General features: G+C 48.7%; 14 protein-coding genes. 8 read left to right on the forward strand and 6 right to left on the reverse strand.

The window, feature by feature from the left end; translation table 11 throughout:
• Positions 1-2: 2 nt before the first annotated feature.
• On the reverse strand, positions 3-503 hold the full coding sequence (locus GWG06_RS14745; protein ID WP_160714077.1) for a hypothetical protein: 501 nt from the start codon (positions 501-503) through the stop codon (positions 3-5).
• Positions 504-722: 219 nt separating this feature from the next.
• Here GWG06_RS14745 and GWG06_RS14750 point away from each other — a divergent pair, with 219 nt between their 5' ends.
• Positions 723-1277, forward strand: coding sequence for a hypothetical protein (locus tag GWG06_RS14750; RefSeq protein WP_127035717.1), 555 nt, complete (start codon positions 723-725; stop codon positions 1275-1277).
• Between the two features lie 10 nt (positions 1278-1287).
• Complete coding sequence (locus tag GWG06_RS14755) at positions 1288-1662, forward strand: hypothetical protein (protein WP_127035719.1); 375 nt, start codon at positions 1288-1290, stop codon at positions 1660-1662.
• A 210-nt stretch (positions 1663-1872) separates the two neighbouring features.
• Here GWG06_RS14755 and GWG06_RS14760 read toward each other — a convergent pair whose 3' ends face one another.
• Positions 1873-2931 (reverse strand): response regulator, encoded by a 1059-nt coding sequence (locus GWG06_RS14760; RefSeq protein ID WP_160714079.1) that lies wholly within the window; start codon positions 2929-2931, stop codon positions 1873-1875.
• Between the two features lie 6 nt (positions 2932-2937).
• A complete protein-coding gene (locus GWG06_RS14765) occupies positions 2938-4488 on the reverse strand; it encodes a sensor histidine kinase (protein ID WP_160714081.1) in 1551 nt (516 codons plus the stop codon).
• A 157-nt stretch (positions 4489-4645) separates the two neighbouring features.
• Between GWG06_RS14765 and GWG06_RS14770 the strand changes: the two genes are divergently transcribed.
• Positions 4646-4825 (forward strand): hypothetical protein, encoded by a 180-nt coding sequence (locus GWG06_RS14770; protein ID WP_160714083.1) that lies wholly within the window; start codon positions 4646-4648, stop codon positions 4823-4825.
• A 4-nt stretch (positions 4826-4829) separates the two neighbouring features.
• On the opposite strand, the gene GWG06_RS14775 is transcribed toward GWG06_RS14770, so the two are convergent.
• Positions 4830-5543: a pirin family protein gene (locus tag GWG06_RS14775; protein WP_160714085.1), complete on the reverse strand. Its 714-nt coding sequence runs from the start codon at positions 5541-5543 to the stop codon at positions 4830-4832.
• Positions 5544-5669: 126 nt separating this feature from the next.
• On the reverse strand, positions 5670-6617 hold the full coding sequence (locus GWG06_RS14780; protein ID WP_160714087.1) for a YiiG family protein: 948 nt from the start codon (positions 6615-6617) through the stop codon (positions 5670-5672).
• A 138-nt stretch (positions 6618-6755) separates the two neighbouring features.
• On the opposite strand from GWG06_RS14780, the gene GWG06_RS14785 reads away from it, so the two are divergent.
• From GWG06_RS14785 to GWG06_RS14805, 5 genes are all read left to right on the forward strand, one after another.
• Positions 6756-8885 carry a catalase gene (locus GWG06_RS14785; protein WP_160714089.1) on the forward strand — a complete coding sequence of 710 codons (2130 nt, stop codon included), beginning with the start codon at positions 6756-6758 and terminating at the stop codon, positions 8883-8885.
• 74 nt (positions 8886-8959) lie between these two features.
• Positions 8960-10525, forward strand: a complete 1566-nt coding sequence (locus GWG06_RS14790; protein ID WP_160714091.1) for a sulfatase — start codon at positions 8960-8962, stop codon at positions 10523-10525.
• A 336-nt stretch (positions 10526-10861) separates the two neighbouring features.
• Positions 10862-11548, forward strand: a complete 687-nt coding sequence (locus tag GWG06_RS14795) for an NUDIX hydrolase (RefSeq protein ID WP_127035733.1) — start codon at positions 10862-10864, stop codon at positions 11546-11548.
• Positions 11545-12096 (forward strand): 2OG-Fe(II) oxygenase, encoded by a 552-nt coding sequence (locus tag GWG06_RS14800; protein WP_160714093.1) that lies wholly within the window; start codon positions 11545-11547, stop codon positions 12094-12096. Before GWG06_RS14795 ends, GWG06_RS14800 begins: the two co-directional genes overlap by 4 nt.
• 9 nt (positions 12097-12105) lie before the next feature.
• Positions 12106-12837, forward strand: a complete 732-nt coding sequence (locus GWG06_RS14805; protein WP_127035738.1) for a metallophosphoesterase — start codon at positions 12106-12108, stop codon at positions 12835-12837.
• A gap of 128 nt (positions 12838-12965) precedes the next feature.
• Here GWG06_RS14805 and GWG06_RS14810 read toward each other — a convergent pair whose 3' ends face one another.
• Positions 12966-15503, reverse strand: coding sequence for a TonB-dependent receptor (locus tag GWG06_RS14810; RefSeq protein ID WP_127035740.1), 2538 nt, complete (start codon positions 15501-15503; stop codon positions 12966-12968).
• Positions 15504-15614 lie beyond the last annotated feature (111 nt).

Below are 15614 nucleotides of genomic sequence, written 5' to 3' on the forward strand. Positions count from 1 at the left end.
GGCTATTTGTCCCTGAAGATTTCGTTCTCCATATCGTGCTGCAGCATGGGAACCACGCGTTTGGTGGTATCGAGCAGCTTTTGCAGGCTTTTATCAGTAGCCTTATCCCAGCTGCCTGTCTGTTCAATCTTAACAAAATGAGGTTGCAGGTAATCCATGCCCAGGGATGTGAAGCTGCTGCTTGTCTTGTGTGTCAGCTGTTTGAGAGAGGTAAGGTCGCCTGCCTGCGCTATGTCTGCAGCCTGCTGCTCAAAATCGAGCAGGGACACGATAAATAGCAATGTCATCATTTTTACAAATGAGAGATCCCCGGCCCCTACCAGCTCGAGGTACTGGTAGGAGTAAAGCTGTTCTCTGGCAGCTTCCTTTGGTCTGATTTTATCTGCTGTATAATTCATAAGGGTTAGGATGATAAGGGCTGTAACCTGCAATTTACGGGAATCTCCGGGAAAGTGATGATGACCATCACCGGAAGGGGTGATTTCTATCATCTGTTTTGCCAAAAATATCATTGTTCAGGGTACAGGCTGATAGTACTTTTGTGTTGTCGGGAATGTTTAATGGTTTTCTATTTTAATTGAAAGTATATGTTTTCCGGTTTTTTTTCTTCCTCTCTGCAACGCCGATTCTGTGAAGGGTTTTTGTTTTACCCGATCCGGCGCCTGAGACAATACGGGGGATTTATTTATAAACAATATAAATCCAAATCAGGTATTAAGAGCTTGCTGGAATCTCACCGCGAGGTCTTCGATTATAACGGATATTACGCAGGAGAGCTGGCAAGGCAGGTGAAGTATGCAGCATTGCCGCAGGCTGCAAAAGTAATGCAGCAGCTGGAGGCATTGTATGTGACGAGCCGCGATGAGATGATGAACAATGCCGTGATATACCTGGAGTTCAATGAAGTAATCGTGTCGTATTACCATGAACTGAGCACGTATCAGTCGGTAGTACTGGAAAGCCTGGGCAAGGAACTGAAGCCCGCCCTGAAGATAAGTGCAGAAGACACGGCGGTAGCCACTTTCCGGGTGGAATATCATGCCAGTGTACGTGATGTGATGAAGGCATTCATCAGGCAAAGTAACCGTACGACAAAATTTTTGCAAAATTGTGTACATAATGACAATGATATTCATGATATTTGTGCGGACAGAAAAATGCAGGAGTTGATAGCTGGTATCAGGGAAATGGCCATGATACAGCGAAAGATGGTGAATATGTTGCAATACTGGGAATCCCAGCAGCTGCTCAACGGCCTGCAGATGTATTACAACTAGCATAATTAATATGAATAACCAGGAAGAAAATAAGAGAACATACCTCCAGGATCAGCAGGTATGCAGATCGTGGCTTAAAATCCTGGAGTCATTAAGACAGGAAAACGCGTTGTTGCTGAACCGGCTGGCAGAAGCACTGAGAGATGCAGACAACCCACGTTTTCTGGAACAGGCTGAAATCTTCCAGACAAAAATAATTTCGAAAGAGGAATCCCTGGTACTGTTACGTCATGAAGTAATGGAACAGCTGGATTGGCTGGATATTGTGCCTCAACCTACAAAAGAAGCTCCGCACGAGTTTGCCGTGCTGGAAAAAGATGTGAACAAGATGCAAGTGGAGTTTGAGAAGATGCAATACACTTTTAATTTGTTTCTTAAAAACTGAGAGAAGTAGTTGCGGAAGATGATGAATTATGCCGGAGATGTTGATAAGATTGGAAATGATGAGGGGGAGACGAACAAGGGGAATGTTTTGTGCGCGTGATGTTCGGGAATGGTGATGAAAGGGGCAGTGAGATGTTTTTAAAAAATAAAGAAAGTAGTTGCGATGAAAGGGCGAAGCCATCAGGCTTCGCCTTTTTTATTTTTATGCGGATTAATTTCTCAGTTCCGCAATTTTATTTTTCTGTATCAGGATAATAGCGCCATCTTTCAGCGTAATCAGCTTTTCATCCCGGAAATCGCCCAGGGTGCGGATCAGTGATTCTTTGGCCACGCCCGCGACGGCAGCCAGGTTCTCCCGGCTGATGTCTATTTCAAAATGACTATCCTGCGTGGTATTGTATTTGGCATCGAGCGTAATGAGGGCGGCAGCCACTTTTTTCCGCAGGGAATTATAGGCCAGCGCAATCAGTTGCTGTTCCTTCTCCGCTATATTTTTGGCGAGCAGCTGCACAAAACGTCCCAGCACTTCGGGGTTGCTGCTGACCAGCTGCTCAAAATCCTGATAGGGTATAATGGCCAGCTCTGTATCTTCCAGTGCTTCCGCACTTTCCTGGTACACGGCGCCTTCCAGCAGGGGGGTGTAACCCAGGAAATCGCCCTCGTTATAAAGACCGGTAATCAGTTCCTTGCCGTCATCGTTACGATGATAGGCTTTTACTTTTCCATGCAGGATGTAAAAAAGACAATCCGGGTGATTGCCGGCGGCATATATCTGTTGCTTTTTTTTGTAGTGGTTGGTGTTACGGTCTTCTTTCAGAGAGGAGAGTAAATCCTTACCGGTAGCGGCAGAGAGTAGAGTGTGAAGGCCGTTGATACCGGAACTCTCTGTTTGCCTGATTTCGGCGCTGCGCCGCAGCCGGCTTTCAATGGCGCTGAGCAGTTCCGCCCCCTCAAAAGGTTTGGTGATGTAGTCGTCCGCTCCCATTTCCATACCCCGCCTGACATCCGTACGTTCCGTTTTGGCGGTCAGGAAAATAAAAGGGATAGGGCGCAGGCTTTCGTTTTTATGCAGCATATGCAGCACGCCGTATCCATCGAGTACGGGCATCATAATATCGCATACGATAAGGTCAGGTTGTTGCTCCAGCGCAATGGTCACGCCTTCTTTTCCGTTAGAAGCCGTCAGTACGCTGTAGTTGGCCAGTTCAAGGATCTCCGCCAGGTTATTGCGGATATCTTTGTTGTCTTCAATGAGCAGAATTTTTTCCACGGTTAATCAGTTTTGAGGGGTAGGAATGGTAACGGTAAATTCGGTGCCTTTATTTTCTTCACTGGTAAAGGTAATGCGTCCTTTCATGATCTCGGTGTATTTGGCTACGATATGCAGCCCAAGACCGGTTCCCTGAATATTGTCCACGTTGCTGCCACGGAAAAATCTTTCAAAAAGATGCTGCTGATCGGCCATGGCAATACCGATACCGGCATCTTTCACCCGCAGCACCAGCTGCTGGTGATCTGCATGTGAATATACGCTGATTACGCCATCATCTGCAGAAAATTTAATTGCATTGGAAACAAGGTTCATCAGGATATGCCGGAGCAGGTTGGCATCCAGCGATATGGTATCAGTACCCTCATGGTTATATTCAATCCGCTGCTGCTCTCTTTTTAACCCTTCCATTTCCCGCAGCAGCTGTGAGATATACTTCCCGGTGTCCAGTATGCTGTAACGCACCTGGATCTTCCCTTCTTCTATTTTTCCGAGCGACAGAAAATCATTGAGAATATCCGTGAGCATATTCACTGCGTTGGTAATGCGCTGGATATGTACCTGCCTTTTAGGATGATCGGCAGTGGTTTCGTATTTAGACAGCAGGTAGGTGGAAGACAATACCGTGCTGAGCGGCGTACGGAATTCATGCGAGGCAATAGATACGAAGCGGGATTTCAGTATGTTCAGCTCCCGTTCCTTATCCAGTGCGATTCGCAACTCTGTCTCCGATTTTTTACGGGCGCTGATATCCAGTCCGATAGCGATGTAACCGGTAATGATCTTCCCGTCGCGTATAGCCGATACCGTTAGCGACACAGGAAAGCGGCTGCCGTCCTTACGGATATACGTCCATTCATATTCATTGGGGAGGTTGAGCCGTGCACGGATGGTCAGCGCTTCCAGCCCGGGCTGTACATGCTGGCCCAGCTCTTCAGCAAACTGGTCGGCACGTTGCGTCAGCTCCTCTCGGTCGTGAAACAGGAGCAGCGTATTGATGTCGCTTACTTCCCGGGTAGGATATCCCAGCATCCTTTCGGCAGCAGGATTGAAAAAGCGGATCTGCCCCTGGGTGCCGGCTACAATGAGAATGGCGTCCAGGTTAGTCCATATGCTGTAAAGAAAAAGATTAATCCTTTTGAAAGAGGCATCTTTGCCGCGGGAAATAATGGTTTCATACTTCAGCGCATGTTGTGCATGAGTCAGTGCATTGTTTTTTTCTGTTGCCTGCGCCTCTGCCCTTTTCTGTGCACTGAGGTCGGTAATAAAAACGAGATGCTGCTGCTCCCACGGCGTGGTGCTGATGTTGACAGGAATAGTATGGTTACTCTTGTTAATCAGTATGGATTCCTTATCACTGGTGCCGGTATCAAATGCAGGTAATATCCTGGATACCCTGTTTCCCCGGAGTTCTGTTGCCGTATAGCCGCAAAGCTGCTGTATGAAAGGATTGGCAAGCAGTATGCTGCCTGCCTGATCGGTCAGCAGTATGCCCTGGGTGGCGTGCTCAAATAAAATATCAAATCCTGGGTTATTGCCGGAACTAAAAATTGTCATGGATGTCGGTCTGCTATAAATGTAAGCATTTAGATTAATCCGTCCGAATCCGGACAACCTTTGTTGCAATATGAACAAAGTATTTATTTAAATAATTGCTAATGTATTCATTTTTATATAATTATGCATTGGTACATTTATAGCCGGCCTGAAAAATATGATAAATAGTTATATCAAAGTAGCATCCCGGAACCTGATCCGGAACAGTATTTACTCCACCATCAATATCACGGGGCTGTCCGTCGGCATAGCGGCACTCAGCATTGCATTGATCACAGTGAGCTATCATGCGGTACGCGCTGCACTGGCCAATCCGGTGAAAAGCCTGCAGCAGTAGTAATCTATTTCTGATTCACCGGCGTTTCTATCACCAGGAACTCCGTTTGTTCTCCGTAACGCAGGCTGATTTCGCTGACATCCCACAAACCGGCAGCATCACGGGGATGCAGCCGCTGCTGCTGTACCTGCAGCGTGCCGGCAATCAGGAAAATGAAAAGACATTTGTTTACCGGGTTCAGCACATAAGGAATGGAACCGGGGTGTTCATAATAACCTAATGACAGGCGTGTATTCTGATTTATCCAGCAGTGCGCCTGTCCTTCTTCATGCGATACAATGGTTGTCAGACTGTTTTTCCGGCGTTCCTTCGGAAAGCTGCGCTGCTGGTACCGGGGCATGATATTCTGTAGTTTAGGCTCGATCCATATCTGGAGAAAATTTACATCTCCGTCGCCGATATTATATTCCTCATGACGCAGACCTGCGCCTGCACTCATGATCTGCACCGCACCGGCTTCCAGTTTGGTGCTGTAGCCCAGGGTATCCTTGTGGTTCATTTTACCTTCCAGCAGTACAGAGATGATTTCCATGTTCACGTGCGGATGAATGCCAAAGCCCTTTCCCGCAGTCACATAGTCATCGTTGAATGCTGTCAGCGTTCCGAAAGCACTGCGCATCGGGTGGTAGTAATCGCTGAAACTGAAGAAGAAATGGCTTTTCAGCCAGCCTGTATCTTTCACGCCTCTTTCACCGGCAGGGAAATATTGTATTTGCATAGCAGATGATTTACGTATACTGTAAACAGCTGCCGCACATATTGTGTTCAATAAAGAAGAAGAGGAACTGCAAAAAAAATCCCACGACTCCGGAGAGCCGTGGGACGGTATAATGCAGTGTTATCATCAGCTGTTGAAGCTGTTGTATCTTTCAATGAGATAATCGTAGTTCCTGTTCAGATTATCCAGCTGGTACTGCGTCAGGCTTCCGGCATCGCCGGCGTCGCGCAGAATTTTACGGGATTCCAGCAGGAAGTCATGCATCCTGTCATAGAACAGTTTGTAGGCATTGTCCTTGTGGGCTTCTTTCGCATTGTCGATTTTAATCTGACTATGCTCGCTCTGCGCTTTCTCCAGGGCATTGTAGGCTGTCTGCGCCTTATCTTTTACTTTGGTAAAACTGCTGTCGCTTTCCACAATATCGATGAAGCTGCGCACCGCCTGCAAATCGGCTTTCATCGCGAGGATGTAATCTTTCAGCGGACTATCCTTCAGTACAATAGCTTCGCTGGCATCTGCAATTTTATTTACCTTGCCGATCAGTTCCGCTTTGATGGTCAGCAGCTGCTGGGTGCTGAGACGAACGGAATCCACCAGTGCCAGGCCTTTCACGCTTTTATCATCTTTGTAGTCCTGTGCTTTCAGGTAATCGCTCAGTTGTCCGTACTGATCCTGTATCTTTTTAAAAGCGGTATTGTAAACACCTACTTTTTCCTTAAAGAATTTTTTGTCTTCGCTGCTCAGTTCATCTACCGGTTCTTCCGCCTTTACTTTGCTGTATCTAAGCGGGCCGTGGTAAGAAGGGGAGATAATACCGATAAAGGCAAAATGGTCATCCGGCTTATGCAGCCCTTTCTCAATCTTATCAAGGTTTTCCAGTACGCGGTCGATATAATCATTCTGCTTATTGGAAATATCGATCAGCAGATTGGTATATTCTATCACATGACTGGCTGCTTCGGCAGATTTATTTTCATAATCTGCCGCATTGCCGCCTTTGGAACTGTTGTTACAGGAGGCTGAGGCTAATAGCAAGGATACGCTTAACGACGTGTACAGAATTGTTTTCTTCATGACTTTTCCGGGTTAAAATTCAGATTTGCCCGCAAATTAGCTAATCTATGCGAATTCTGCATTATTTCAGCCTGTTTGTGTCCGGTTCCGGTGGCACAGAATGTGTGACGCATGTGCTGTAACCAAATACCGGAAACTATGGCAAACCCAAAAGATCCACAGCAGGATAAAAAGACGGAGAACCTCGCTCCGCACACGGCAGATAATGCAGACCAGTTGCTGACTACCAACCAGGGGCTGCGGATTAATGACAATCAGCATTCTCTCAAGGCCGGTGAGCGTGGGCCGAGCCTGCTCGAAGATTTTATTTTACGGGAGAAAATTACCCATTTTGACCATGAGCGTATTCCTGAGCGGGTAGTGCATGCACGCGGATCCGGAGCACATGGTTACTTTCAGGTGTACGAGCCGATGGGAAAATATACCAAAGCAGGTTTTCTGAATGATCCTTCCCGGAAGACGCCGGTATTTGTCCGGTTTTCCACAGTGGCGGGCTCCCGCGGATCTACTGACCTGGCGCGGGATGCGAGAGGCTTTGCCGTAAAATTTTATACGGATGAAGGGAACTATGACCTGGTAGGAAATAACATACCGGTATTTTTTATTCAGGATGCGATGAAGTTCCCTGACTTTGTACATGCCGTTAAACCGGAGCCGCATCATGAGATGCCACAGGCGGCTTCTGCACATGATACCTTCTGGGATTTTATTTCCCTGATGCCGGAGAGTATGCACATGATTATGTGGGTGATGAGCGACCGGGCCATTCCGCGCAGTTACCGCATGATGGAAGGTTTTGGCGTGCATACTTTCCGGTTTATTAATGAAGCGGGGCAGTCGCACTTTGTGAAGTTCCACTGGAAACCATTGCTGGGCGTGCATGCTGTAGCCTGGGATGAAGCCCTGAAAATTTCCGGCAAGGACCCCGACTTTCACCGGCGCGATCTGTGGAATGCCATTGAAAGTGGTGCCTTCCCCGAATATGAACTGGGTGTGCAGATAGTACCGGAAGAAGATGAACACAAGTTTCCCTTTGATCTGCTGGACCCGACGAAGATCATCCCGGAAGAAGTAGTGCCGGTACAGCGGATCGGCAGGATGGTGCTGAACCGCAACCCGGATAACTTTTTTGCAGAAACCGAGCAGGTAGCCTTTCATCCGGGCCACCTGGTGCCGGGTATTGATTTCAGCAATGATCCCTTGCTGCAGGGGCGGTTGTTCTCCTACCTGGACACACAGCTTTCCCGGCTGGGCAGTCCCAATTTTCATGAGATACCCATCAACCGGCCGGTGGCGCCGCTGCATAACAACCAGCGCGACGGGCATATGCGGCAAACCATTAACAGGGGCGGTACTTCCTATGAACCCAATACGCTGGGAGGAGGGTGCCCTTTCCAGGCGAAGATGGCAGACGGTGGTTTCACCTCACATCAGGAGCGCGTGGAAGGCCATAAGGTCAGAGCCCGCAGCCGCAGCTTCTTCGATCATTTCAGCCAGGCGGCCCTGTTTTATCACAGTCAGTCAGCACCTGAAAAAACACACATAGTGAACGCACTCCGTTTTGAACTGGGTAAAGTAACGGTAACGGATATACGTATCCGTATGCTGGGTTTGCTGAACCAGGTAGATACATCGCTGGCAGCACAGGTAGCAGCAGGGCTGGGGCTGGAAGTACCCGCCACGCCGGAGCAGCCGGTCAACCACAGCATTCCGGCCGACGGAGATCCGGAACAATTCCAGCCGTTTACCGTAGCGCAGCAGGTGACTGCCTCTGCAGCACTGAGTATGGCGCACACCGTGAAGAACACCATTAAATCAAGGCAGATTGCCTTCCTGCTGGCCAATGGCGTAGCGGCAGAAGAAGTGGATAAAATGAAAACAGCATTGGAACGGCAGGGGGCCGTAGTACAGCTGGTAGCGCCACATCTGGGAGCCATCACCACCGATACGGATAAGGTACTGGAAGCGGATCAGAGCTTCCTGACCACCGGTTCTGTACTGTTTGATGCCGTATATATTCCCGGCGGTGCCGCCGGCACTGCACAGCTGCAGACGCATCCGGACGCGTTGCATTTTATCCGGGAAGCCTGCCGCCATTGTAAGGCCATTGCAGTTACCGGTGCCGGCGCCACCGTACTGGAAGCCGCTTTCATTCCACCGGCAGATGACCCAGGCATCATTACTGATGGCCATCCGGAGGCATTTATAGCTGCCATTGCACAGCACCGCTGCTGGGACAGGGAAAGCCAGCGTAGCATACCCGCATAATCCGTTTTTATGCTGATTTTTTCCTTCTTTTGCGATAGTGAACAAGTTGTCAGCATCAACCTAAAACTATCTGCATGCATTACAGGAACCCCTGGCGAAAATTACTGCTGGTACTGCTGTGTGGCGGTATCTGCCTGTCTTTGTCCGCACAGTTCAGAGATCCGCGGCCAAAGAAAAAGCAGCCCAACATCATCGTTTTCCTCGTGGATGATATGGGCTGGGAAGATACTTCCGTGCCTTTCTGGACGCAACTAACGGAAAAGAATAAACGATTCCGCACGCCCAATATGGAACGCCTGGCACGCCAGGGGGCTAAGTTTACCAGCGCCTATGCCACACCGGTATGCACGCCCTCCCGCGTAAGCCTGATGACAGGCATGAACGCCGCCCGTCATGGCGTTACCAACTGGACATCCCCGCGGAAGGATAACAACTCCGACGCACCTGATACGCAGGTGGGTGCTGCCGACTGGAACTACAACGGCTTCAGTCCGGTCAGCAACGTGCCGCATACCGTATATGCCACCCCGTTACCGGCATTGCTGAAAACGGCCGGATATTATACCATCCATGCAGGCAAGGCGCATTGGGGAGCAATGGGCACACCGGGAGCCAATCCCTATAATATGGGCTTCCAGGTAAATATTGCCGGTCATGCCGCCGGGCACCCCCAGAGCTACCTGTCGGAAGAAAATTACGGCAACATGCCCGGAAAAGCCACCGTGCAGGCAGTTCCGGACCTGGAAGAATATTATGGCAGCGGTACTTTCCTCACAGCGGCACTTACGCAGGAAGCGCTGAAAGCCGTGAACGACCCGGTACGCCTGCAGCAGCCGTTTTACCTCTACCTCTCGCACTATGCAGTGCATGTTCCGCTGCAGGCAGACAAACAATACATACAACGTTACCTGGATATGGGACTGGAAGAGCCGGAAGCCCGCTACGCCTCTATGATAGAAGGTATGGATGCGAGCCTGGGCGCAGTGATGGACTACCTCGATGCAAAGAAGATAGCAGATAATACGGTGATTATTTTCATGAGCGATAACGGCGGACTGAGTCTGGCGCCACCCCGCGGCGGGCAGCCCTTTACGCAGAATGCGCCGCTGCGCGCAGGCAAAGGTTCCGTATACGAAGGCGGTATCAGGGAACCCATGCTGGTAAAGTGGCCCGGCGTAACGCAGCCCGGCAGCGTGATTCCGCAGTATGTGATAATAGAGGATTTTTTCCCGTCTGTATTGGAAATGGCGGGCATACAGCTGTATGAAACAACGCAGGAAACTGATGGCCGCAGCTTTGTTCCGCTGTTGCAGCAACCGTCTGTAACAGATTCCATGCGTACGCTGATCTGGCATTATCCTAATAAATGGATACCCGACGACGGTCCGGGCATCAACTACAAAAGTGCCTTGCGGCAGGGCAGATGGAAGCTGGTGTACGACCTGCTCAGCGGTCAGACAGAGCTGTACGACCTGGAAACAGATATAACAGAAAAAAATGATCTGGCAGTAAAAGAACCTCAGCGTGTAAAAAATCTGACCCGTTTATTGGCTGCCGAACTACAGCGGCGTCATGCACCTATGCCACTCAACAGGGCCACCGGTAAGCCTTTCCCCTGGCCGGGCCAGCAGCCGCTGTAAATTGTTGGTAACCTCCGGGAAAGTAATCTATGTTTTATTACATCTGCTACCTACCTTTGCAGGGTGTTACTAACAGTGTAACAGTTGTAGGTTATCTGATGACTGGAATAATCTTATCCCGGGTCCAAATAAAAGAAAGCGCCGTGAATACTATTCACGGCGCTTTCTTTTGAATTACGAATTACGAATTGCGAATTACGAATGAGGAGCGAAGATATAAGCGAATTAATAAGAGTTTAATATTCGCTTACATCTTCGCTCCTCATTCGTAATTCGCAATTCGTAATTCGTAATTCAAAGAAAAAGTTTTACTTTACGTTAAAATGACGCAAACGAATGAAGCAATTTCATGAATACCAAAACCCTTCTCTGGCAGTGGATCTCGTAGTATTTGGCTATCATGATAATACCTTGTCGGTATTGCTGCTGAACAGGAGGGAGGAGCCTTTTAAGGATTGCTGGACTTTGCCGGGAGGTTTTTTGCAGATGAATGAAACGTTCCGGGACACCTGTTCCCGTATCCTGAAAACCAAAGTGGGGATGGATAATGTGTTCCTGGAGCAGCTGTATTCATTTGATGATCTGCAGCGTGATCCGCGGGGGCGGGTGATAGCGGTAGGGTATTATGCCCTGATTAATCCGGCGCGGTTCAGCATTATAGCGGGCAGCATGGCCAATGATGTGAAGTGGTTTAACGTGCGTAAAATGCCGGCGCTGGGGTTTGATCACCGGGAAATATTTCAGCTGGCGCTACAGCGGCTGAAATCCAAAATATTGTATTATCCGGTAGGCTTTGAGCTGCTGGATGAGCTGTTTACCATTACGGAGCTGCATGAGTTGTATGAATGTATCCTGCAGACAACCATCGACAGAAGGAATTTCAGAAGAAAGATACTGGATGCGGAATATATCATCAATACCGGCACCAAGCGGGAAGGGTTACAGAACCGGCATCCGGAATTGTACAGATTTAATAGGAAGCTGAAGAAAAATAATTTTCAGATTAATATTAACATATCATGAGTATCGAAATTGTTAACTACACACCGCAGATCGTTGTGCTGAAAAATTTTCTGACTCCTGCGGAATGCACCGCCCTCATAGATAAGAGCGAGGCGATGGGATATGAAGAAGCTACCGTGGATGTAGGCAACGGGGTGCAACGGATGATAAAAGGCGTCCGTAATAATGAACGGGTGTTGTATAAGGATGAAGCTTATGCTACCTTTATGTGGGAAAAGCTCAGGCCCTATGCGCCGGAAGGAGACGAGAACAGGGCTGCCTGCGGTCTTAATGAACTGTTCCGCTTTTACCGGTACAGCCCCGGCCAGCGCTTTAAAATGCATAAGGACGGGAGCTTTCAGCGAAACAGGTTCGAAGCCAGCCAGTATACCTTCATGATATACCTGAATGAAGGCTATGCCGGCGGCGAAACGGTATTTAAATCAGGCGAAACTATCCGGCCTGAGACCGGCGCCGCACTGATTTTTTATCATCCGCTGCTACACGAAGGCGCACTGCTGACGGAAGGTATCAAATATGTGCTCCGGACGGATATAATGTATAAATAAAAACAGCACATGTCTGCTACTTACGTGATTGGCGATATGCACGGCGCATTGAAAGCGCTGCAACAACTTATAGAACGGATTTCGCCGGAGAAAGATGACCGGTTTATTTTCCTGGGTGATTATGTGGATGGCTGGTCCGAATCAGCACAGCTCATCTCCTGGCTGATGGAACTGGAAAAACAATATACCTGCATCTTTATTAAAGGAAACCATGATGCCTGGTGCGAAGCCTGGCTCGCCGGAGAACAACCGGTGCAAAGCTGGCTGCAACACGGTGGTACCGCTACTGCTGCGAGTTACAAACACCTGTCCGGAAAAGAAAAGTTGCACCATCTCGCTTTTTTTAACCGGATGCTGAACTATTATGAAGACGACCACCGCCGGCTTTTTATACATGCCGGCTTTGCCTCCCTGCACGGCCCCTCCCACGAAAGATTCCAGGCCATGCACTACTGGGACCGTACCCTTTGGGAACTCGCCATGTGCATGGATAAACGCCTGAAAAAAGACTCCAGATGCTACCCTAAAAGATTATTACTGTACGATGAAATCTATATCGGGCACACCCCTACGCTCAACTACGACGAAACAATGCCCATGAACGCCGTTAACGTATTTAATATAGACACCGGCGCTGCTTTCACTGGCCGTATCTCCGCCATGAACATAGAAACTAAGGAAGTATGGCAGAGCGATGTGGTACAAATGCTGTACCCGGATGAGAAAGGAAGAAACAACTAGGAAGAGATAGGGTTATTTTGTTATTTGGTTATTTGAGATTTTGTATCTGATCCTGGTTGCCGGTGTACTTACAGGTACAAAAGAAAACCAGGATCAGATACAAAATCTCAAATAACCAAATAATAAAATTATTGAACGACCTCCTGCATACTCTGCATTCCCGCACCCATGTTTTTGCGTTTGAACAGGCCCACATCGACTTTACCGAAGCGGTAGGCGAAGTTCAGGCGGATCATCTGCGGATCTTTGAGACGGTTGTAGTATTGAATGAAGTAGGGGCTTTCAGCGTATTGGTTCATGCTGCGTGTTCTGAAAATATCGGTGAAGCTCAATGTCACAGAGGCGGCATTGTTCTTCAGGAAACTTTTCTTGATGGCGGCATCGACGCCGTAATAGGAGGCGATATAACCCTGTGAGGCGCTCTGGGACTGTGTCATTGGTGGTCCGTCCTGGCGGCCTTTGTTTTCATTGACAGGCAGGTTGGATTTGGACTGATAGGTACCGGAGAGCTGTACTTCAAAGTTGGCCGGCAGCTTGAACGTATTGTTTATTTTACCGAACCAGCTCACCATGGCGTCCTGCGACGCACCGTCTACATTATCTGTATTGATTTTCGAGTTGTAGATGTTCACGTTACCGGTGAGCGACCACCACTTCCTGACGTTAATCATGGTTGTTAACTCTGCTCCCATTGCATAGCTGGAATTGGCGTTGATAAAGGTGTTAACCAGTATTTCATTGCCGTTCGGATCCATGTCTTTGGTCAGGTAACGGGTAATCAGGTTGTTGGTGTGTTTATAGTAAACAGATCCGAGGAAGGTGTGGTTACCTTTGAATGTTTTCAGGTAAGACATTTCCACGGATTGTGTGAACTCCGGCACCAGCGCAGGGTTACCTTTGGTGATGTTCAGCTTGTCGGTGGAATCGGTGAACGGAATGAGCTGGAAGAAGTTCGGACGGTTGATCCTGCGGGTATAGCTCAGCTGCAGTTCCTGCTGGTGTTTCAGCTTCTGGCTCAGGAAGAGGGAAGGAAACAGGCTGACAGGATAACTGTTTTTGAAGTATTGTTTTACATTGATCAGCTCACCGTCGTATTCGGAACTTTCTGCACGCAGCCCCACTTTGTAACCGAAGTTACCGAGGGTGTGACCGATGCTTACATAGGCAGCATATACCTTATCATTGTTTTTAAAATTGCTGGAAGCGGCTGGTATCAGCACGTATTCACCTGCTCCATTCTGGAAGTAGTTATCGAAGTTACTTTCCGTATGGCGGATAGACACGCGCAAACCTGTTTCCAGCTTTAATTTCGGCGTAAGCGGGTTTACGTAGTCCGTCTGTGCGGTGAAGAAGGTGATTTTACCATTACCGCGGATCTGTTGCCGGTCGGTACGGTATATTTTGTCCAGCCTGTAGTAATCGGTGGTATAGTCAGCGTTGTTATCGCTCTTACCGCCAAAGTAGTTGGCGTCTACAGTAAACTCTTCTCCTTCTTTGGGGAACAGGCGTTTCAGTCCCAGTACCAGGCCGTTGGCATTGAATTTCATATCGGTCTTGGAGTTACGGTGACTGAAGCCGTAGTCAAAGCCATCTGCCGGGCGCAGGGTATCGCTGTGTATGTCGATGGATTCGGACGGTTTGAATCCGCCGTGTACCTTGATACCGGCAATGGAGATGGTGGTACGGTTGGTAACAAAGTAGTCCAGCCCCAGTTTACCGAAGACGAACCCGCCATCGCTTTTGTTATAGTTGTCCTGGAAAACGTGATTGGCAGGAGTGGTAAAGTTGGTACGCTCTGTTGTACCGGTGGTGCGGCTTTTAACCTGGTTACCCATTACGCTGGCAGAGATGTTTACTTTACCCTGGCGTACGTTGAAATCGCCGCCGCCGTTGAGGGCGCCGCGTTTGTCTACTCCGGCGCGGAGGTTACCATTGTAGCCGGTTTTACGGTTTTTCTTCAGCACGATGTTGAGGATACCTGCATTACCACCGGAGGCGTCGTATTTGGCAGAAGGGTTGGTGATCACTTCCACGCTTTCGATGGCGTCGGCGGGTATCTGTTCCAGGGTAAGGGTAGTGGGCCTTCCGTCTATAAACAGCTGCGGAGCGCTGTTTCGGAGGGTAACGTTACCGTCTATATCCACGTTTACGGAAGGAACGTTTTTCATAACATCTACTGCAGTACCGCCGGCACTGGTAAGATTTTTCTCCACGTTAAATACTTTCTTGTCGATGTCCATCTGCATCAGCGGCTTGGTACCTGCTACGGTAACGCCCTGGAGCTGGTTGATGCTGACTTCCAGTTTGATGTTGCCCAGGTCTTTATCGACCGGAGGGAACGTAACGGGGAGTACACGGGTTTTATATCCGGTGCCGGATATCTGCAGTTTCAGTGGTCCTCTCAGCGGCAGTTCGTCGAGGCTGAATTCTCCGTTGGTTTTGGTGAGTACGCCTTTCAGGAGTACATCTTTCATTTTCTTTGTTGCTGTGTCCATACGGCCCTGTAAGATAATAACAGAGGCATAGTTAACCGGTTTGTTTTCAGGGTCAAGAACTTTTCCGTACACATGCCCGATATTGCCCATGGCATTACCTCCTCTCGGAGCCTGGGCGTTCACCTGCCACGTCAGCAGGGAGAGCATAATCACAAGGTAGATTTGTCGCATGTTAGTGGTATTCAATGATACAAAGTTAGAAGGTGCGAAATCGTTTTTTTTTGTAAATGAGATAAGCGGGCGAAATATATCTACAAACGGGTTGTCTGAACGATGGCACGT

This window comes from Chitinophaga solisilvae, assembly GCF_009928525.1.
Taxonomy (GTDB): Bacteria; Bacteroidota; Bacteroidia; order Chitinophagales; family Chitinophagaceae; genus Chitinophaga; species Chitinophaga solisilvae.

Excerpts from the sequence above, each read along its gene's own strand:
- GWG06_RS14755 (WP_127035719.1), top strand. The coding sequence starts at position 1,288 with ATGAATAACCAGGAAGAAAATAAGAGAACATACCTCCAGGATCAGCAG.
- GWG06_RS14765 (WP_160714081.1), bottom strand. The coding sequence starts at position 4,488 with ATGACAATTTTTAGTTCCGGCAATAACCCAGGATTTGATATTTTATTT.
- GWG06_RS14770 (WP_160714083.1), top strand. The coding sequence starts at position 4,646 with ATGATAAATAGTTATATCAAAGTAGCATCCCGGAACCTGATCCGGAAC.
- GWG06_RS14775 (WP_160714085.1), bottom strand. The coding sequence starts at position 5,543 with ATGCAAATACAATATTTCCCTGCCGGTGAAAGAGGCGTGAAAGATACA.
- GWG06_RS14780 (WP_160714087.1), bottom strand. The coding sequence starts at position 6,617 with ATGAAGAAAACAATTCTGTACACGTCGTTAAGCGTATCCTTGCTATTA.
- GWG06_RS14785 (WP_160714089.1), top strand. The coding sequence starts at position 6,756 with ATGGCAAACCCAAAAGATCCACAGCAGGATAAAAAGACGGAGAACCTC.
- GWG06_RS14790 (WP_160714091.1), top strand. The coding sequence starts at position 8,960 with ATGCATTACAGGAACCCCTGGCGAAAATTACTGCTGGTACTGCTGTGT.
- GWG06_RS14795 (WP_127035733.1), top strand. The coding sequence starts at position 10,862 with ATGAAGCAATTTCATGAATACCAAAACCCTTCTCTGGCAGTGGATCTC.
- GWG06_RS14800 (WP_160714093.1), top strand. The coding sequence starts at position 11,545 with ATGAGTATCGAAATTGTTAACTACACACCGCAGATCGTTGTGCTGAAA.
- GWG06_RS14805 (WP_127035738.1), top strand. The coding sequence starts at position 12,106 with ATGTCTGCTACTTACGTGATTGGCGATATGCACGGCGCATTGAAAGCG.
- GWG06_RS14810 (WP_127035740.1), bottom strand. The coding sequence starts at position 15,503 with ATGCGACAAATCTACCTTGTGATTATGCTCTCCCTGCTGACGTGGCAG.